The organism is Ignavibacteriota bacterium (genome assembly GCA_013285405.1).
Classification (GTDB): domain Bacteria; phylum Bacteroidota; class Ignavibacteria; order Ignavibacteriales; family Ignavibacteriaceae; genus IGN2.
Genome location: CP053446.1, coordinates 748216 through 769533, shown reverse-complemented (window position 1 = coordinate 769533; position 21318 = coordinate 748216). Strand labels below are relative to the sequence as shown.

The 21318-nt window shown below is 33.7% G+C and carries 16 protein-coding genes and 1 pseudogene; 7 read left to right on the top strand and 10 right to left on the bottom strand.

Annotation, left to right across the window (positions count from 1 at the left end; translation table 11 throughout):
* The first annotated feature begins 364 nt into the window (after positions 1-364).
* Positions 365-2860: a T9SS type A sorting domain-containing protein gene (locus HND39_03365; protein QKJ95390.1), complete on the top strand. Its 2496-nt coding sequence runs from the start codon at positions 365-367 to the stop codon at positions 2858-2860.
* Positions 2861-2956: 96 nt separating this feature from the next.
* On the opposite strand, the gene HND39_03360 is transcribed toward HND39_03365, so the two are convergent.
* Entirely contained in the window at positions 2957-3229 is a 273-nt protein-coding gene (locus HND39_03360) for a hypothetical protein (GenBank protein QKJ95389.1), read from the bottom strand.
* A 316-nt stretch (positions 3230-3545) separates the two neighbouring features.
* On the opposite strand from HND39_03360, the gene HND39_03355 reads away from it, so the two are divergent.
* Positions 3546-4652 carry a glycosyltransferase family 9 protein gene (locus HND39_03355; GenBank protein ID QKJ95388.1) on the top strand — a complete coding sequence of 369 codons (1107 nt, stop codon included), beginning with the start codon at positions 3546-3548 and terminating at the stop codon, positions 4650-4652.
* Between the two features lie 20 nt (positions 4653-4672).
* On the opposite strand, the pseudogene HND39_03350 reads toward HND39_03355, so the two are convergent.
* From HND39_03350 to topA, 3 genes and pseudogenes are all read right to left on the bottom strand, one after another.
* Positions 4673-5996: pseudogene (locus HND39_03350) on the bottom strand (nucleotide sugar dehydrogenase).
* On the bottom strand, positions 5968-6783 hold the full coding sequence (gene lgt, locus HND39_03345; protein QKJ95387.1) for a prolipoprotein diacylglyceryl transferase: 816 nt from the start codon (positions 6781-6783) through the stop codon (positions 5968-5970). The pseudogene HND39_03350 and the gene lgt overlap by 29 nt, the downstream one beginning before the upstream one ends.
* Before the next feature lie 72 nt (positions 6784-6855).
* Positions 6856-9198: a type I DNA topoisomerase gene (topA, locus tag HND39_03340; GenBank protein ID QKJ95386.1), complete on the bottom strand. Its 2343-nt coding sequence runs from the start codon at positions 9196-9198 to the stop codon at positions 6856-6858.
* 156 nt (positions 9199-9354) lie between these two features.
* Between topA and yidD the strand changes: the two genes are divergently transcribed.
* The 5 genes from yidD to HND39_03315 all read left to right on the top strand — a co-directional run bounded on the left by yidD (position 9355) and on the right by HND39_03315 (position 14535).
* Complete coding sequence (yidD, locus tag HND39_03335) at positions 9355-9603, top strand: membrane protein insertion efficiency factor YidD (GenBank protein QKJ95385.1); 249 nt, start codon at positions 9355-9357, stop codon at positions 9601-9603.
* A gap of 14 nt (positions 9604-9617) precedes the next feature.
* Positions 9618-10340, top strand: a complete 723-nt coding sequence (gene mtgA / locus HND39_03330) for a monofunctional biosynthetic peptidoglycan transglycosylase (GenBank protein ID QKJ95384.1) — start codon at positions 9618-9620, stop codon at positions 10338-10340.
* 108 nt (positions 10341-10448) lie between these two features.
* Positions 10449-12920 (top strand): hypothetical protein, encoded by a 2472-nt coding sequence (locus tag HND39_03325; protein QKJ95383.1) that lies wholly within the window; start codon positions 10449-10451, stop codon positions 12918-12920.
* Positions 12898-13803 (top strand): response regulator, encoded by a 906-nt coding sequence (locus HND39_03320; GenBank protein ID QKJ95382.1) that lies wholly within the window; start codon positions 12898-12900, stop codon positions 13801-13803. The genes HND39_03325 and HND39_03320 overlap by 23 nt, the downstream gene beginning before the upstream one ends.
* A 51-nt stretch (positions 13804-13854) precedes the next feature.
* A complete protein-coding gene (locus HND39_03315; protein QKJ95381.1) occupies positions 13855-14535 on the top strand; it encodes a response regulator transcription factor in 681 nt (226 codons plus the stop codon).
* A 33-nt stretch (positions 14536-14568) separates the two neighbouring features.
* Here HND39_03315 and HND39_03310 read toward each other — a convergent pair whose 3' ends face one another.
* The 6 genes from HND39_03310 to HND39_03285 form a co-directional block, all read right to left on the bottom strand.
* Entirely contained in the window at positions 14569-15135 is a 567-nt protein-coding gene (locus HND39_03310) for a hypothetical protein (protein ID QKJ95380.1), read from the bottom strand.
* On the bottom strand, positions 15122-16711 hold the full coding sequence (locus HND39_03305) for a hypothetical protein (GenBank protein QKJ95379.1): 1590 nt from the start codon (positions 16709-16711) through the stop codon (positions 15122-15124). The genes HND39_03310 and HND39_03305 overlap by 14 nt, the downstream gene beginning before the upstream one ends.
* A gap of 20 nt (positions 16712-16731) precedes the next feature.
* Entirely contained in the window at positions 16732-17406 is a 675-nt protein-coding gene (locus HND39_03300; protein QKJ95378.1) for a hypothetical protein, read from the bottom strand.
* A gap of 276 nt (positions 17407-17682) precedes the next feature.
* Positions 17683-18138, bottom strand: a complete 456-nt coding sequence (locus tag HND39_03295) for a HEAT repeat domain-containing protein (GenBank protein QKJ95377.1) — start codon at positions 18136-18138, stop codon at positions 17683-17685.
* A 706-nt stretch (positions 18139-18844) separates the two neighbouring features.
* Positions 18845-19558, bottom strand: coding sequence for an SDR family oxidoreductase (locus HND39_03290; protein ID QKJ95376.1), 714 nt, complete (start codon positions 19556-19558; stop codon positions 18845-18847).
* 17 nt (positions 19559-19575) lie between these two features.
* Positions 19576-21306: an AMP-binding protein gene (locus tag HND39_03285; protein QKJ95375.1), complete on the bottom strand. Its 1731-nt coding sequence runs from the start codon at positions 21304-21306 to the stop codon at positions 19576-19578.
* Positions 21307-21318 lie beyond the last annotated feature (12 nt).

Here is a 21318-nt window from a genome sequence, read left to right as displayed (position 1 = left end):
AAAACTTATTCTTGATCATTTCTTGCTCATTTTGATTCCTACATTTCATAATTTATAATATATAGTTGTTGTTATTGTTGTTTACTATTTGTGGTGCCATTTAATTCTGGATATTTCGATATTCGATAGTCTCGCCTAAAATTGATACACTTTCTTCAATTGATAACTTTATAGTCAATAAATTGTTAATTAACTACATTTATTAGTGGAATGATGATTGGATAAACCTGCTACAACATCCAACATCCATAGTTAAATACTATAAGATATTGCTCATATTTTGTTTGATGTTTTTACTATGGGAATGAGAGTGAATCTTATGATGCATTTAATTTACTGTCAATCATTAAGGAAAATTTCTGCAATGTCCCTATTACGAATTTTGATTTTTTTTCTACTCGTAACTCAGATTCAATATGCACAATGGACAAATCAAAACCCTGTTCCGGATGGTAATGATCTGTGGTCAACTTTTTTTGTAGATAACAATTTAGGATGGATAATTGGCTCAGAAGGATTTATAAAAAAAACTACGAATGCTGGAATTGAGTGGGTTCAACAAAATAGTGGCACATCACTAATTCTAAAATCAATTTATTTTGTTAATCAAAGCACTGGATGGATATGTGGTGAGTCAGGAACTATTCTTAAAACAACTGACGGTGGACAAACATGGTTTAACCAGACAAGTGGAACAACAAATCACTTAACAAAAATTCAATTTATTGATAATGAAATAGGTTATGTTGTAGGGTTTGAAGGAACAATATTAAAAACTATTGATGGTGGTTCAACCTGGAGATATCAATCTTCGAACACCAATAGTGATTTGTATGATGTAAATTTTGTTGATGCATCAGCAGGATATGCTGTCGGAGGAGAGTGCGGATCATATGCAATACTGAAAACTACTAATGGTGGTTCAAGCTGGAGTAATAAGCATAGTAGTTTTTATTATGATTACTCGTCATTACTTGCCGTTAAATTTTTAAATGCTGATACCGGTTTTATTGGTGGCGGTTATACAAATCAAAATATAATTTTTAAGACAACTGATGGCGGTGATACCTGGATTCAATTAATTATAACACCAAGTTTTAAGAAAAACGAAAAAAGATTTATTGAACAAACTAATATTTATATAACCGGAGGAATTAATTCAATCTATTTCAAAAATAAGAACATAGGTTATGCTGTAGGAGGAAATGGCTATGGCTGGGATAGACAAATATATACTACATCAGATGGTGGTTCTACTTGGTTTCGGAGGTATAGTGGATGGGAAGAAAATGGTTTAGTTTCAGTAAGCGGGAATGACCATGGACAGGGATGGGCTGTCGGTTTTACCGGCGCAATTTTTATAACCGAAGATGATGGCAATTCCTGGTTACAAATCTTAAGCGGCGACAAATCATCAAATTATAACGGAGACGATATTTACTCTATCTTTTGTCTAAATGAAAACATTATCTGGGCAGTAGGAAAAAGGAATCGTTGGCTTCCATCGGCTGGTGATGTAATACTTAAAACAACTAACGGAGGCAAAATCTGGAAAACACAACAATTTTTTCAAGGTTCAGATGGTGCAACAAAATCAGTTTATTTCGTTAATGAAAACATGGGATGGACTGTCGGTGATGGAATGACAGGTTTTTACAGAACTACTGATGGTGGCGAGAATTGGATTGCAGGTGTAGGTTTGTATTCTTCCGTATTTTTTATTGATCAGAATATTGGATGGACAACCAATGATGAATATAACACTGGAATTTTTAAATCAACTGATGGCGGGATAACCTGGATCCAAAAAAGTTCAGTCAGTAGTTCAAGTGTTTACTTTAACGATATCAATACGGGTTGGGCAATCGGTAAAGCTGGCAGTATTTTAAAATCTACAGATGCAGGTGAAACCTGGGTTAGTAAAACAAGTGGAACCACCAATGATTTGAACTATATTAAATTTTATGACTCGATTTTGGGTATGTGTGTTGGAAATAATGGTACTGTTTTAGTATCTACAGATGCAGGCGAATCTTGGGTAACTCTAAATTGTGGTTCTCTGAACGATCTTCAAGCTGTAACTTTCACTAATTCAAACACTATTTGGATATGTGGTGATAATGGAACAATACTTAACACAACAGATTTTGGTAATAGTTGGATTTTGTATGATGATGTAACCGAAAATGATTTGACATCACTTTGCTTTACAAATGAAACTACCGGTTGGATTGGAGGAATGAACGGTACAATGTTTAAATACCAAAATGACATCATTCCTGTTGAACTTATATCATTTACGGCAAATGCGAGTAATAATGAAGTGTATCTTGAATGGATAACAGGAACAGAAATAAACAACTATGGTTTCGAAATAGAAAGATATGTTGATGCAGAAAATTGGATTACCGTCGGATTTGTTAGTGGTCAAGGTAACAGCAGTCTGCCAAACTCGTATTCCTTTACAGATAAAAATATTGCGGGAGTAAGTAAACTTAAATACAGATTAAAACAATTAGATATGAATGGAAGTTATGAATACTCGAATGAAATCGAAGTTGATATCACTCCTGATAAATTTGTTTTGCACCAGAATTATCCGAATCCGTTTAATCCAACTACGAAAATCAGATATCAGCTACCGATCGAAAGTAGAGTTGTGATCAAAATATATGACATACTTGGCACAGAAATATTAACCTTACTGAACACAAAGCAAGGGTCTGGAGTTTATGAAATAGAATTTAATGCAAATAGTTTGACAAGTGGTGTATATGTATATAGGATAACAGCTAGTGATCCATCCGAAAATTCAGGAACTGCTTTTGTTGAAACAAAGAAGATGATCTTAATTCGTTAAAAAATTGAAAAATAAAATCGCCATCTTTTAACCAGAATGACTTAAAAATAAATTTCCCCACCAACCTGATTGGTGGGGATAATATGAGAATGATTTTTATTTTGAAGAATCAGTTTTATAAAGCATTTTGCAAAAAACTTCATATAACCAGGCGATGAATATCCCTGCAATAAATCCGGTTACAAAACCATATATAAAACCGATAATCGCACCGCCAAAGCTATAGGAATATCCGATATAAAATGAACTTGCTTTTGAAAAAACTTCACCTGGTGAACCTCTCAATAAAAGAAACCAAGTTCCCAGTAAAATTAATAACCCCCAGAACAATCCTACAGCTAACCCGAATGCCCTTTTTCGAAGTTGCATAGATCCTCCAATAATTTGTTTTTGTTGGCAGCTATAAATCAGAATAGCTGCAAATAGTTATTTAATACAACAGCACAGTGAATTATCACTTCATAAATTACATGGAAATAAACATAAGTGCAATTTTTTATGAAAAGTAATAGTAGCTGCTTTTGCAGTTTTGTTTGGTTTTTATAGTTCAATTCAGATTGGTATTATTAATGCAACGAAAAGAGTTTTTATTACTTCTTGATTACATTTTAACTATCAAAATGTTGGTAAAATAGCCGCTATTGATAATTTTGTACAAACCAGCTTTCCATAAAGGATATTAAATATGCTCAAAATTGATTGCGCCCATTTTAAAGGAGACAGACCTTGTTCCTATAATAAAAATGAAGGTATAATTTGTGATGATTGTAATCATTACATACCAATCTCATTTAAAATTCTCATCATTAAACTCGATGCCATTGGTGATGTTCTTAGAACAACTTCTATATTGAAACCACTTAAGAAAAAGTTTCCCGATAGTTATATTGAATGGTGTACAAGACAGAATGCAAAAGAATTATTTAAAAATAATTTTCTTGTTGATGAGGTAATTACAATTGAAGACGATGCATTGTTGAGAATTAAAGCAGAAAGTTATGATATGGTCATCAATCTTGATACCTCAAAAATTAGTTCCGCAATTGCGGCTTTCACAGATGCAAAAGAAAAAATAGGATTTGTTTTAAATAGAATGGGATATGTTGAACCAACATCAACAGCATCAAAGGTTTGGCTTGAAATGAGCGCTTTCGATCAATATAAAAAAGCGAATAAAAAATCAAATCAACAGTTGATGTATGAAATTTTAGAGTTGGCGTTACCTGTAGAAATACCAATGATCCAAGTATCTGATACTGAAAAAGAAAAAATTTTAAGAAAGAAATTTTTAACAAAAATAAATTCTAAAAAACCTGTAATCGGATTAAATGTAGGTATTGGTACCAAATGGCCAAGTAAAGGTTGGCCTCTTGAACGATGGGAGGAATTAATTACAAGACTTGGAAATAATGAGTTTAATTTATTACTACTTGGCGGACCTGAGGAAGTTGAAACTTTTCATAAACTGGAGAAAAAATTTGACTACGTTATTAATACCGGACTTGACAACTCGTTGCTAGAGTTTGCTGCAATTGTTGATTTATGTGATTTGGTAATAACTGCTGATACACTTGCTCTTCATATTGCAACAGCACTTGAGAAAAAAATCATCGCACTTTTCGGTCCAACTTCAATACATGAAATTGAACTTTATGGAAAGGGGATTAAACTCTGTTCCTCCGAGGAATGTAAATGTTATTATAGAAAATATTGTACTGAAGATATTTCTTGTATGGAAAAGATTTCAGTTGATACGGTAATCGATGCTATCGAATCGATGTTTAAGAAATAGTCGTTCGCATCAGAATTTACTTAAGTTTTAATAATCTTAGTAGATTTTATTCTTCTCGTTTCGAATGCATTACGTGAATCTAAAATCAGTTTAGCATTTGAAGCGATAAATTTATAATCAAATATTGAATGATCAGTACTTAGTACCACTAAATCATACTTCATGATTTTTTCTTTTGTGAGTTTGATTGATTTCAATTCAAGATTGTAACTTCCTCGTTTTAGGTAAAACGGGTACAAGCGGATCATAGTAATCAACAATAGCACCTTTTTCCTGAAACAGTTCAATTAATTTCAGAGACGGGGATTCTCTCATATCATCTATATCTTTTTTATACGCAGCTCCAAGAATTAATATCTTTGCATTATTCAGAGCTTTTTTGAATTTGTTTAGTGCTTCAGCAGACTTTGCAACAACATAATAGGGTTGTTGCGTATTAATTTCACCGGCAAGCTCAATAAATTTCGTATTGATCTCAAACTCTCGAGCCTTCCAGGTTAAATAAAAAGGATCAATAGGAATGCAATGCCCACCTAATCCAGGCCCCGGATAAAACGGTTTGAAACCAAATGGTTTTGTTGAAGCTGCAGCTATCACTTCCCAGATATCAATTTTCATTTTATCGAATACCATTTTAAGTTCATTAACCAGAGCTATATTAACAGACCTGTAGATGTTCTCTAATAATTTTGTTGCTTCAGCAGCATCAGGTGAAGAAACAGGAACAGTTTTAATAATAACGAGATCGTAAAGAGCTTTTGCAACTTTTAAACATTGAGGAGTAAGACCTCCAACTACCTTTGGAATTTGAGATGTGGTATATTCCGGATTATTTGGATCTTCTCTTTCTGGACTGAAAGCCAGATAAAAATCTTTACCTGCTTTAAACTTATTCTTTCCGTTTGCGTTTCCAAATAGTGGTAACAAAACTTCCCGTGTTGTTCCTGGATAAGTAGTTGATTCAAGAACAACAAGTTGTCCTTTACGCAAATATTTTGAAATTGTCTCAGATGTGTTTTTCACAAAAGACATATCTGGTTCTCTGTGCTCAGTAAGAGGAGTAGGAACACAAATAATTATAGCATCAACTTCTTTAAGTCTTGTAAAATCTGAGGTTGCTCTAAGATAACCTGAATGCACTGCTTTCTTTATTTTGTTATTGCTGATATGCTTCAGATAACCTTTTCCTTTATTCAGCATATTGATTTTTTTGTTGTCAAGATCAAAACCAAGAACATTAACTTTTTTATCAGCGAATGCCAGACCGAGCGGTAAACCGACGTAGCCCATTCCAATAATTCCAACAGCCACTGACTTATTTTTTATCTTTGCTATGAGATCCATTTGCTTTTTCAACTTTAAAAGATTTTAGAATAAAAAATAATCCTATTAATACAAAAGGGATGCTTAATATCTGCCCCATATTAAATGTCATTCTTGCTTCAAAGCCGGTTTGATTTTCTTTCAGGAATTCAATAAAAAACCTGAAAGTAAATACCAGAACAAGAAATAATCCGAATAGCAAACCTCTCCGGTTTTTTTCAATTCCTTTGTAATAAATTAAGAAGAGCATAATAAAAATTATCAGGTAAGCTAAAGATTCATAAAGTTGTGTGGGGTGCCTTGGGAGTTCATCAACAGAACTAAAAATAAATGCCCACGAAACATCAGTTGGTTTGCCGATAATTTCAGAATTAAACAGATTACCTAATCTGATAAAGGAACCACCTAATGCAGTTACGATTACTATTCGATCAAGTACCCATAACAGCGGATAATTTTTTTTCTTATTTGAAAAAAGATATAATGAAATGAGTATCCCAATTGCTGCACCGTGACTTGCCAAACCGCCTTCCCAAACCTTAAAAATTTCTATTGGATGTGTGAGGTAATATTCGGGATTATAAAAGAGACAATGACCTAACCTTGCACCAATAACAGTTCCGAATATCATATAAACAGAAAGTTGTTCGAGATCTGTTCCCGGTCTTCCTTCTTTTTTAAAAATCCAGGACATAATCACATAACCTGCCACGAAAGCCATAGCAAATAAAAATCCATACCATCTTACCGATATTGGACCCAGGTGAAAAATCTCAGGACTAACACTCCACTCTATAAATGCCATCATATTACAAATCACTAATTTTGAAATTTATAAAAGCAAAATAATCAATTAAGATAATTATTTATTAACATCAGATCAGGTTTTACTTTTGCTGAATCTTCCTTTTCGTTTTGGTTTTAACTTTGCTTCTTCAGCCAGCTTTACACATTCATCATAAGTTAAGGAAGCTGGTTCCCGGTCTTTTGGGATTTTCACGTTTTCTTTTCCGGCTTTTAAATAAGGTCCCCATCTGCCTTTTAGTATCTGAAACTCTGGATTCTCTTCGAAAATTTTTATTGTCTTTTCTGCATCAGCTTTTTTCTTAGCCTCAATTACTTCAATCGCTTCATCAATTTCTATATCGTGGGGATCATATTGAGCTTTAATGGAATAAAATTTTCCATCGAACCTGACATAAGGTCCAAACCTTCCGATTGCCGCAATTACTTCCTGATCATTATACTTGCCAACAAGTCTCGGAAGTTTAAACAAATGGAGTGCTTCTTCGAGAGTCAGGTTTTCAAGTTTCTGAGTTTTCCTTAATCCAGCATAATGTGGTTTATCATTTTCATCTTTTGGATTACTTAAGACTGCCACAGGACCAAATCTTGCCATTCTTACAGAAACCTGCTTTCCTGTTGCCGGATCTTTCCCGAGAATTCTCTCTCCCGATACTCTTTCGGATGTCTCAATCGTATGCTCGACTTTTTTCTTGAAAGGAGGATAAAATTCGTCAAGCATTTCGTGATAGTCCATTTCACCATTTGCTATCTCGTCAAGTTCCTCTTCGATGCGTGCGGTAAATTTATAATCCATTACCTGTGGAAAATGTTCAAGCAAAAAATCATTAACAAGCATTGCAACATCGTTTGGGAACAGTTTTCCTTTGTCAGCTCCGGTTATTTCGGTTAGTGTTTCACTCTTTATTTTTTTTGATTGATCAAGAGTTAAAACTTCATATTTACGTTCCGTACCTTCACGTTCTTCTTTATGAACATAACCTCTCTTCTGAATCGTACTGATAGTTGGTGCATACGTTGAAGGTCTTCCAATTCCAAGCTCTTCAAGTTTTTTCACAAGACTTGCTTCCGTAAATCTGGAGGGCGGTCTGGTAAATCTTTGTGTGGCTGTAATTTCGGTGAATGAAATTTTTTCTCCTTCTGATAAATCCGGAAGTATTCCATCTTCTCCGTTCTCGCCGTTTTCATCATCGATGGACTCAAGATAAACTTTAAGAAATCCATCAAACTTTATTACTTCGCCTTTTGCTACAAATAACTTATCAGCTTTGCTTACATTGATTTTCAAAGTAGTTCTTTCAAGCTGAGCATCAGACATTTGTGATGCAAGAGCTCTTTTCCAAATTAATTCATATAATACTTTTTCATCTCTGGAACCTGAAATACTTTCATTGCCGAAATCGGTCGGACGAATTGCTTCGTGAGCTTCCTGAGCAGTCTTAGATTTTGTTTTAAACTGTCTGCGGTGAGAATAATTTTTTCCGTATTCATTTTTTATTTGTTGTTCTGCTGCATTGAGAGCAATTTCAGAAAGATTAACTGAATCGGTTCGCATATATGTAATCTTGCCTGCTTCATACAACTTTTGTGCAACGAGCATTGTTCGTGAAACTGAAAAACGCAATTTTCTGCTTGCTTCCTGCTGAAGAGTAGAAGTTGTAAATGGGGGAGAAGGAGATTTCTTTGCAGGTTTCTTTTCAATACTTTCAACCAAAAATTCTGAAGTTTTGCAACTCTCCAAAAAATCTTTTGCTTCTTTGGATGATTCAAAATAATCGGGTACTTCAGCTTTGAACTCAGATTTTTTGCCATCTTTCCCGGTTACAAGAAAATTGCCGGTTACTTTGTATCTGGATTCTGATTTAAATGAATCTATTTCTCTTTCACGTTCAACAATCAATCTTACAGCAACTGATTGAACCCTTCCCGCTGATAATTTTGGTTTCACTTTTCTCCAAAGGATAGGAGAAAGTTCAAAACCAACTAACCTGTCAAGAATTCTTCTCGATTGCTGTGAGTTCACAAGGTTATAATCAATCCCACGCGGATTCTTTACCGCATCAAGGATTGCTGGTTTGGTAATTTCTGAGAAAACAATTCTTCTGATTTTTTTCTCGGGCAACTCTAATACTTCTTTTAAATGCCAGGCTATCGCTTCACCTTCACGGTCTTCGTCAGTTGCAAGCCACACAGTTTCTGATTTATCAGATAATTTCTTTAATTCCTTTACTCTTGCTTTTTTATCTTCAGGTATGATATAATGCGGAGTGTAGTTATTTTCAACATCAATCCCCTTATCTTTCTTTATCAGATCTCTGATATGACCATAACTGGAAGTAACAAGAAAATCTTCACCAAGATATTTTTCAATTGTGTTTGCTTTAGCAGGCGATTCAACAATTACAACATTTTTTGACATATTATCTTTTATTTTGTTTTAAGTCTCGATTTTGACGGCGCAAATTAAGTTATATTTAAAGAGAATTTCAAAGATAATTTTTTTATTGTGCGCTAATTCACTGAATTAGCAGGTTTTAAATAAATTTTATAATCGTAATTTTTTTTATACAAGAATTTGAGAGTGCAAATTTTTTTTAAAAAGATTTTTGAGTTTCTGGCAATTCCATTAATAATTGTTATTAAAATTTATCAATTAATTATATCACCATTATTTCCACCATCTTGCAGATTTACACCAACGTGCTCTCATTATACAATTGAAGCATTGAGGAAGTACGGAATAATTAAAGGAAGCTGGCTTGGCTTTAAAAGAATTATTAAATGTCATCCCTGGGGTGGAAGCGGTTATGATCCGGTACCATAATTATTTTAGGGTAAATGGCTAAAAAATTCAACTTCAAACGGTTCATTAAAAAATTACCAAAATTACTTTTGAAAATTTTTCTCGGATTTATTTTCCTCACAGTCTTTATTGTACTGCTTCTAAAATGGTTAAACCCAATAACTTCATCTATAATGATTCAAAGAAAAGTTGAAGCCTTAGTTACATTTAAAGAAAAACAAATGATTGCTTACCAGTGGTTCAGCTATGATGAAATATCAAAACAAATGTCGCTTGCTGTAATTGCTGCCGAAGATCAGAATTTTCCAAACCATTTTGGATTTGATTTTGAACAGATTGAAAAAGCAATTGAACAAAGTAATCGTGGGAAAAGACTTCGGGGTGCCAGCACAATTACTCAGCAGGTTGCGAAGAATTTATTTCTGTGGGAGGGAAGAAGTTTTATCAGAAAAGGTCTGGAAGCATACTTTGCAGTTCTTATTGAACTTTTGTGGAGTAAAGAAAGAATTCTTGAAGTCTATCTTAACATTATTGAAACTGGTGACATGATTTTTGGTGTTGGTGCAGCAAGCCAGATATATTTTAAAAAACTCCCATCAAAGTTGACACGAAGTCAGGCTGCTTTAATTGCTGCTACAATACCAAATCCTGTTCGTTTTTCAGTAAGGAGACCTTCGGGTTATATTTTAAGAAGACAAAATTGGATTCTTGGGCAAATGAGTTCGCTTGGAGGTGTTGAGTATATCAGGAATCTTTAGTTATCTTTGTTATGTGGAGGCAATTTTTATAATACTTTTAGTGATAAATTAATTCCTCCTTAAATCGGTTCTTACTTATCAATAACTATTATAAGGAAGATGATCAGGGTGAAACAATCAGCTCATTTAAAAGTTTCACTATTAATTGCAGATATCCTGATTTTGCTCATCTGTACCGGAGGTTTATACCTCATTTCTATTAAAGCAGACTTACCTGTTAAGACTTTTTTTAAAAACGATATCTTATTTATTTCTGAAAATTCCCGGAAGATTCCTGATATAAATCCTGCAGACGAAATTATAAGTATTAACGATCACCATTTTACAAAGTGGGAAGAAGTAGAACTTTATCTTGATGGTAAAAGAATTGGTGAAAATATTAATCTGGAGTTAAAGCGAAATGGAACTATTGTTTACGCCTCTGTTCAGCTAACAAAATATTATGATCTTTTTAATTTCATCATTATTGTTCTTGTTGGAATAACTTTTTATCTGATTGGTGTTTTTGTAAGAATCAAAGCACCGGATAATTATTCGGCTTACTTGTTTCATTGGGCATGTATCGGCTTAGGAATGGTTATAATGCTGACAGCAGGTTGTTACAGAATCAATCCAATCGGATTTGGTCAGTTTAACAGAATTATGTGGTTGATCGCGTACAGTTTAACTCCGGTTCTATTTATACATTTCACTTCATCTTTCCCGAAGAAAAAAGTAAAAAGAATTAAATATATTTTATGGTATTTTTATTTAAGTGCAGTAATTAATGCAATAATTCTTTCCTACTTATTTCTTGACGCAACGATCGGTGAAAATTTTGAGAGCCTGAAATATTATGTAACTTTTTTTGATTCATTCTTCCGGCTTTTCCTGATAACCTGTATAATCATTGCAATATCAATTTGTATTTATGCATACAGAGCAACTGATGAAATTGAAGAAAGAAAAAGACTTCAGTGGCTGCTGCTTGGCTTTTTTATTGGTCCGTTCAGTTTTGTAATTTTTTGGGTGATTCCGATCTTCTTAACCGGCGAAAGCCTGATCCCGGAGTCTTTGGTTTTGATATTTTTAACCGCTATTCCAATTACATTCAGCATAGCCATAGTTAAATATCATTTAATGAATATCAACCTCTTGATAAGAAGAAGTTCGGTTTATGTATTAATTCTTTCAGCAATTGTCATAACATATATTATTCTTACATGGATAATCACACGATTTGTTGTTGATCTTAATCCTGCTGTTCCTGCCGTTTTAACTGCAATCGCAACTGTTGTTTTGCTTCAGCCCCTGAAAAATATCATTCAGAAATTTGTTGATAAAAAATTCTTTAAGGTTGAATACGATTTTCGCGAAGAGCAAAGAAAATTTCTGGATGATATCAAATCATCAGTAGATATTCAGTCTCTTTCGGATAAAATTGTTTCGCAGGTTGATTCGTTAATTCCGGTTGATAATATCGGATTCTTTATTCTCAGTCAGCCAGATAACAAAATAAAAATGATCGCAAATAGAGGATGGGATATTTTAAAGAACAGGAGTATCAGGTTTGAATCGGAAAATCTTAAGACTGATTTGTCAAAACCTGTAGCAGTTGATGATAGAGTTGAACCCGGGCTAAAAATCGAATCAGCCGATGTTAAAGTTTTTAAAAGGTGGGGAATTGTGCTGGTGTTTCCGGTTAAATCACCAAGTGGAATCATTCATGCATTTATAGCTTTGGGCACAAAGAAATCAGGCGCAAGATATTTCAAAGATGATGTTGACTTACTAAACACTGTCGCAACAGCAGCCGCACTTGCAATCGAGAGAATTAAACTTCAGGAAGAATTAATTCTTGAGCATATTGAAGCACAAAGATTACAAGAACTGAATGAAGTGAAATCCTTATTCGTCTCAACAATGGTTCATGAACTCAAGCAGCCGCTTTCGGGTATTAAAATATTTACTGATCTTTTGCAGGATAAAACAGTTGACTCAGGTGCTTCTGATAAGAAATATTTAAGTATTATTGATGGTGAAAGTCAGCGGCTTAAACGGATGATTAATAATATTCTTGATAACGCAATGATCGAAAAAGGAATGAAAAATTATCAGATGAGTAAGCTGGAAATAAATTCAATTATAAAAAAAACTGTCTCTGAAGTTGAATATATGTTCGGTATGAAAAAGCAGAAAATCGAAGTGTGTCTGTGTGATCAAAAAATTTTTATAACCGGCGATAAAGATGCAATCGAAAGTATGCTCATGAATTTAATTACAAATGCCAACAAGTATTCACCGGAAAATACCAGAACACTGATCACAACTTCTCTTTCAGACAACCAAACAATTATCGAAGTCAGAGACGAGGGAAAAGGAATACCGGAAAGTGATCTGGAAAATATTTTTCAGCCTTATATCAGAATTAAAGATAAAACTTCACAGGTTACTGAAGGAACCGGACTCGGACTTTCCATTGTTAAGCACATAGTTGAAGCACACAACGGTAAAATTGAATTAATCAGTGAAGTTGGAAAAGGCAGTACATTTACACTTATATTCCCAACATTGAAAAATGAAGAAGATATTAGTAATTGAAGATGATCCGGCAATTTCGCTCGGTCTTGCCATGTTTTTGAAAGGAGAAAATTTTGATGTAATTAAATCTGATGATGGAAGACTTGGATATGAACTTGCATTAAGAGAGAAACCGGAGATTATTATACTCGATGTTAATTTACCTTCAATGGATGGCATTCAGGTTTGCAGGATGTTACGGGAAAATGGTTTTCAGAATCCGGTAATTATTTTAACTTCAAAAGCAGAAAAAATTGATAAAGTAGTTGGACTTGAGATTGGTGCAGATGATTATGTTACTAAACCATTCGACTCAAGAGAACTTCTTGCAAGAATAAGAACTAATTTGAGAAGAATAGAAAATACTCAGAGTAATTTTTCAGTGTCAGACGATAAAAAACTTCAACGCCATTTACTGGCTATAATGTTTACTGATATGACAGATTATTCAAAAAAGATGAACCAGGATGAAATACTTGCATTACGTCTTTTGCAGGATCATAACAAGATTATGAACGAATCAATTCTCAATTACAAAGGCAGAGTCATTGAGATTATTGGAGATGCTTTTCTGGCTGCATTCGAGAGTGCAATTGATTGTCTGAATTGTTGTATTTATATCAGGGAAAGATTCGAAGAGTATAATAGTGCTAAACCAAAATTTGAAAAGATTAAAATAAGGACCGGTTTGCACGTTGGGGATGTAATTGAATATGAGGGCAAATTAAAAGGTGATGCTCTTAATATTACAGCTAGATTTCAGGAGTTAGCGGAACCAGGTTCAATTTATATTTCAGAAAATTTTTACCTGATTATCAGAGGCAAAACTAAAGTAGAACTGAAAAAGCTCAAAACTGTCAGGCTCAAGCATATTAAAGGTCAATTTAATATTTATACAGTGTGAATATTTATCTTATGTTAACCTTAATTCATAAAATATTTTTCAGGAGACGATATGAAAAAAATATTAATCATTGAAGATGATCCCGCAACTCTTACCGGAATTAGTGAAACTTTGAAAGAAGAACACTTTGATGTATCAACAGTAATGAACGGACAAATGGGTTATGAAAAAGCTAAAGACAGCCCATTTGATTTGATAATTCTTGATTTAATGCTTCCGGAGAAAAACGGAATAGAAATCTGCAGAGATTTAAGAAATGCAGGAATCAACACACCTGTTTTAATGCTCACTGGCAAAAAAGAAGAAGTAGATAAAATTATCGGATTGGAAATCGGTGCTGATGATTACGTTACAAAGCCGTTTAGTGTAAGAGAACTTGTAGCCCGAGTGAATGCGATTCTTCGTCGTCCGAAAGAAATTAAAACAGATATTGACGAATATACATTTGCTGATGTACATCTTAATTTTAAAGGACAGGAAGCAAAGAAGGGAAGTCATTCAATCGAACTATCTGCATTGGAATTTAAAGTGATGAAATATTTTGTTCAAAGAGAAGGTGAAGTGATTGATAGAAATAAACTTCTCGACGAAGTCTGGGGTTATGAAAATTATCCGTCAACAAGAACGGTTGATAATTTCATATTGAATCTGAGGAAAAAAATTGAAGATACACCTTCAGACCCAAAACACCTTTTAACAATACACGGTGCAGGGTATAAATTTGTGAAATAGTGAATGGCAATTTGTCTGAAATTTAAGTCACGATTATTCTTTAATAATTTCGTACGGTTTAATTTGGTTTAAGTCAATTCCATCTAAACCCTGTGGAAATCTTGCAAAGACTTTTATACTGTCCCAGTATGCTTCATCCGGTTCATCCATATCATACTTGTCTCTTTCAGATTCACCAACAACAGAAGGAATTCCTGCAATTAGCCATAAAGGTAATGTTATAGAAGCATAATATCCATTTGAAAGAGTCAAAAGAGATCCTCCCATCACCCAAACTCCATATTCTGTTGTATTTTTTCGATCAAGTTCAAGAGAACTTGCAGTTACTTTGTTTTTTAATATCTGATAAATTGAGTCATACATTACATAAACTATACTATCATCAACTGCGATAAACTCTCCTTCATACATTAACCATTTATCGTCAGAATCAGAAGTGTCAGGGGCGGTAAAGACCACTATCCAAGCACCATAAACTGTTTGAGGTATATTCTCTGTTTCAGGCAGGTAATTATCGGGTGCGTAAGATCCGGCACAAGCAGAGAAAATTAAAACAGGAAATATTAATGAGAAGAAAAATAATTTTTTATGGGTAAACATATTTACTGCTCCAGAATGTTTCTTCCATCTCCGCTTCAATTTTTTTGAATTCGGGTGCAAGATCTTTGTAATATTGTTTTGGATTGAATAACATCTCATAAACTTTATTTGAATTCTCCTCAGCTAACCATTCGTTCCGCATCCATTCAAGGTAATATCCATTTGGTTCAATAAAGAGTTCGTAATTGTAATAATCATTTGGTAGCTGGTAATTGAGTAAATATTGATCACCGGGGAATGTTATTAATGCTGAGTCAGGATTTGAGAGTAGTTCAACAACTTCACTATTGCCAGAAAATTGAGGTGAAGATGTTGATGGTGAAATCACAACAGGTGTGACTTTTTGTAATAAATCAGCGATTGCTAAATAATCAATTCTCCATAAACCTTTTGCCATTCTCAATTGAATCTTCGTTTCAGAATTTGTATTAGATTGTTTCAGAATATTTTTAAGAGGAACAACTTTTATATCTGTTGCAATTGGACCAGTTTCACCAACTTCACCAACTTTAATCCATTCGTCTTTTTCATTTTGAATTAAGACATCAATATTGCCAAGGGTAGATTGCAAATTTTTTAGAACCGGTTTAAACTGATTACTGTTTCGTTCAATGTTTGCGAGGAATTCTCCGGCTTTTGTTCCCATATAAGCCAATGATTGATAAAAAAGAAACGTAGTTAAAAGAGTTTGTCGTGATGCGATTATTAATCCTAAGCTATCTGATGCAGAAGGATTGAATGTAAGTTCTATAATTTCTTTTTCAGCTAGATTGAAGGAGTCAGCTTGACTGAATCTTTCTACGCCGTCGAACGAGCAAACCTTTTCAGAAATATCACCTTCAATAGCAATTACAGAAATGGCTTCTCTCATATTTACTGCCTGATAAAATTCACCCTCTGATGAAGAGAACACACGACCACCTTCAGGTTTTGGCAGTGCTAATAAATTTGCTGAATGAATTATGTGTGTTTCATAAGCCTCATTTTTCAACTGAATAGTAAAATTTTTTGATTGAAGTTTTATCCTGTACAAAGCATCTATATCTTTTTCCTGAAGCGATGGAGATATACTCGACGAAAAACCTTCTGATTGAACAATGAAATCATTACCATTCGATGCGTAAAAAGTCGGACAAGAACCAAAACAAGCTTTTGGGTTTGCAAGACACACAATTGTAAAAATTCCGGTCACGACCGTTAATGCTCCTAAAACAAATGAGCTGGCTGATTGATTTATCTGATTTGTTTCTGCAATCACAATTTGATTTAAGGGGATTTTAAACTTGCCGGATGAAATAGTAGCACGATTAAGATCATAAAGTTTGCCGGTACCATCAACCCTGACACTATCGTTATTTACTTCCCATTTTTCAAGCACATATAAATCACCGTTTTTCATATGAAGTTTAATAAACGGAAGATCAGGCGTACTTTGCTTGACAGGAAATTGATCGGGAGGTTTTGAAATTCTTTCTATCCTTGATCCACATCCGGATTGTAAAATTAATTCAATACTAATCAGAATAAGTATAGTCTTGTAAGATATCGGGTAAACTAATTTTTTAAATATTTTCATTTTATTTCTCTAAAAGAATTTTAAAATAATATTGAATACCCAATTGCAATTGAAAGGGCATCTATTCCTGATTCTGATTCAATTGTAGTCTTGTTATATTGATCACCATAAGAATATGAACTGGAGTTAGTGTAATATTTATAATTTAATTCTATCCTCATAACAGAACCAGAAGCACTTGCCAGCTTAATACCCAAAGCAGTATTAATTAGCTGTGTATCAAGAGAATTATCCGTTGAGCCACCAAAATAATTATTATATGTCACGTAGTTGCTTATTCCATAACCAACTTTTACATAAGGATAGGTTTTGCTATTTGAAGTACTGAAATTGTATGTAAGGTTAGCTAAAATTGAAATTGAAATTTCATCGTCTGTAATTAAGTTAATATCAAGCTCAGGTTCAAAACTTAACCCATCAACAAAATAATATCCGATGGAAGCAGTAAGTAGCATAAGATAATCTTTGCTGGAATTTTCAGAATTATTTTTGCTGGTAGTGTAGGTTGAATCATAATAATTAAAGTACTGGTTGGTAGTGGTTACATTGTTTTTTGAGAATGCAGCGCCCAAATTTGTTGAAAAATTAGCCTCAAAATCTCCCTGTTTGAAGGATGAAAATGGTTTAACTTCCCTGATTTGGGAGAAGCTGTTTATGACTAAGAAAATTGTAATAAAAATAATTTTAAGTTTCATGTTAAGTTCCTTTTATCTGCTCAAAATGTAAATTAAAACAGCGGCGTAGATGTCATGGAATTGTAAAATACATGTCTGATATTTTACTGATACGAAGTTCATCCAAATTTCAGTGATGTAAATGAAAAGGCTTATTTAAATCATTTGCAGTAATTTTATCTTCAGGGGAAAAGATGAAAGTATATAAAAGTTGACAGCGTGTGGTAAAAGTTTAGCGTTCAGAAATAAAAAAAGCCTGCACTTTTCAATTGCAGGCTTAGATAGATTTATTGCAATTTAGTTTTTTCCTGCAAGCCATCCTTTTTCCTCAATTCGATTTTCATTATCTCTGAATTCATCCAGATAAACTGAATAGAAGATAGAAGAAAGTCTTCTTACTCTTTCACTCACATCAAAGCTTCCGGCTTGTTTTACTGTGAAGATTGCGCTCGGTGTTCCGATCTTGAATAATGCTAATGCTGCGCTAATTCTTACAGATTCAGACTCGTCATTCTTTAACACTTTCTGTAAATGAATAACAGCTTCATTTATTCTGTATTCTCCAAGCCAGTAAGCACAACTGGATTGTAAACCGTCATTATCAGAGTTCAAGCCCTGAATCAGACTTGCAGTAGTGTTCTCGTTAAGATCTTTCGTCCCTGCACAAGCTGTTTGGGCAATAGTTTCAACTTTAAAGATCAAAAGTGAAAACAAAACTAAAATAACAATTGCGATCAATTTTGACTTATACACGGTACCTCCTAAATAATTGTTAATATTAAATTGAATTCACTTGAAACTTAGTTAATGAAGAAGGCGGGGTTGTCAGCTAAATGTAAAAGGGTCGTAAGATTTGTGTTTAAAAAGGAATGATATCGCACTACTGTGTTTGTATTTTTATTATCGTGTGATGTTTCTCCTTCCGTTAAACCAATTCATCTATTTATTTATCGAGTGTTTCGCATTTGCGTTTTTTAATAGTTTTTGCATCCCGTCTTTAACAAAGCTTGATGTAATAACATTTTGTTCATATTTATTTTCTATTATAAAAACAATATGTCGTCCCGTACGGGACTTTAATTATTGTTTGGTAATTTTGTCTATAAATATTTTGTCCCTAACGGGACAATTTCTTCAAAACAGAATATATAAAATTAGTTTTTTAATCCCGTAGGGATTTAATGTTTATAGAAATGTAAGAACAAAAAGAACAAATAAAATCCTGTAAGGATGATATATAAAATTTATTTATCGAGTTCATATTTATTATCATTTTTAAAAACAATATGTCATCCCGTACGGGACTTTGATTTTTGTTTGGTAATTTTATCTGAATTGTCATTCAGATCGAGTGTAGTGGATAACAGGAATTTCAAATCAGAATTTGATTATAGATTCCGTGTCAAGCACGGAATGACATACTTGATTGTTGAAATATTATAAGGTTTATCTGAGGTGTTTACTTTTCTTCACCAAACCATTCCAAAGAAATTACCTGTCCGGTTATGTATCTTGATTCATCCGAAGCAAGGAAAACACACGCATCCACCTGATCTTCCGGAGTTAGCATTTTGGTTTTATCTTCTTTAATATTTGCACGAATCGCTGTATCAGCTTTACCTGGTGCAATTGCATTAACTCTAATATTGTCTTTCTTTCCTTCTTCAGCACAAGCTTTGGTAAAACCAATTTGTCCCCATTTACTGGCACAGTAAGCTGATAGCATTGGGTAACCAACCAATCCGCCAAGTGAAGAAACATTTATAATTGAGCCTCCACCCGAATTTTTCATTGGCTGCCAGACGTGTTTTGTACAGAGAAATGTTCCTGTGAGATTCACTTTTAAAACCTTTTCAAATGATTCAAGCGAAGTTCCGTAAACAGGACGCATAGATCCAATACCAGCATTGTTAATGAGCACATCTAGCCGATTAAATTTTTTAATTGTAGCATCAACGAGATTTTTTACCTGGGTTTCATCTGAGATATCACAAATAATACCCATGCTTTCTCTGCCAACATCTCTAACTTTTTCCGCTACTGAAGTAACTTCTGATTCTGTTCTGGCAGCAACAACTATATGAGCACCTTGATTTGCAAATCCTAACGCAATAGCTTTTCCGATTCCCCGACTGCTGCCAGTTATAATAGTTACTTTATCTTTAAGTCTCATATTCTTTTTCCATTTAATTAAACAATTGTCCTTTCCTTAACGTTGACTGCATAACGTTTCACTTTTTGTGTGGTTGTTTTTTCCAGTTCGTGCTCGTGGATGTAAAAATTTCTTATTTGCTTGAACGCAGGTAACTGCTTGTTTGTTTCTTTTACTGCCTGTGAAATAAGATTATCAATTAATTCAGGATTTATCTGCACATTATTTTTATTCGAGTATTCAATAAAAGCAGAAGTATCAGGAACTATAAGTGCAACAATTCTTTCGTTGTGCTTTTCATCTTCTTCTCCGTAAACCATAGATTCGAGCACAAACTGGTTACGGTTTAATATGTCTTCAATCTCTTCAGGATAAACATTTTCACCGTTGTTTGCTATGATTACATTTTTCTTTCTACCGCAAACAAAAAGAAATCCTTCTTCATCAAAATAGCCGAGGTCTCCGGTTTTAAACCAGCCATTATCAAATGTTTCTTTTGTAGCTGATGGGTTATTGTAATAACCGGGCATAACACTTGGACCTCTTGCAATAATTTCTCCAACTCCGTTTTTATCCGGCTGATTTATTATAATTTCAACACCAGGTAATGGTAAACCGGCTGCATCATCTTTAAAATATTCGATTTTATTAAGAGCAAGAATAGGCGAAGTTTCAGTTAATCCATAGCCTTGAATAATATTGAAGCCAAGTTCTCTGAAAAACTTTGATACTTTGGGATCAGGTGCAGCTCCTCCTGCGATTAATAATCGCATAGATCCTCCAAGAGTTCTGTGTACTTTTCCGAAAAAAACTTTCTTGGAATTTTTCCAGCCAAAACGTTTTGTTAAATCAGAAAGGTTCATCATCACATTAAATAATATCGAAGTTGTTTTTTTAGCTGATATGTTTTTTATTATCTTGCTATACATCTTATTATATAACAGCGGTGCACCAAGTAAAATCGTTGGTTTCGATGCTGCCATATCTTCAGGAATTGTTTTAAGTGAGCGTGCAAAATGAACAGAAGAACCAGAATACAATGGACATAATAATCCGCAGGTACATTGATATGTATGATGAATCGGAAGTACACCAAGAAACCTGTCTTCAGGATAGATAGTAATCATTTGTCTCATAGCTACAAGATTTGATGAAATATTTCTTTGAGTGAGCATTACACCTTTTGCTCTGCCAAGTGAGCCCGAAGTATAAATTATTTCAGCCACATCATCAGGATTAATTTTGGGAAGATTTGTTCCGTTAGATTTTTCACTTTTTATCAATTCCAACATTGAATAAAAATCTTCCTGTTTTCTATCGAGATCCATACTGATATAAAATTTAACCTTTGCAAGAATATTCTTCTTCTCTTTGATAAAATCTGAGAGCGAACCAGAAAAGATCAAAGCAGTTGCATCCGATTCGTGAATAATATTCAGAATATCACCGGGAGTCAGCCCTTTATCAACAGGAACAATTACAAAATCGTACATCATACCGGCAAGAAAAGCAATTGCCCACTGTACGCGATTCTCTCCAATTACTGCAATGTGGTCTCTTGGTTTTATTCCCAATTTTTGCAATGAACTGCCAAACTTAATTATGTATTCATTTAATTTTGAATAAGTAACCTTGCTAATAGGATAATTTGTTAAATCCTCCATTGCGAGCTTGTTGGAAAATTTGTCAGCGGACTTTAGGAACATATCCTGAATTGATTCTATTTGCGGAACTTCAAATAACTGAAGTTTATTTTGATTTGAGTTCATAATCCTTTCCTT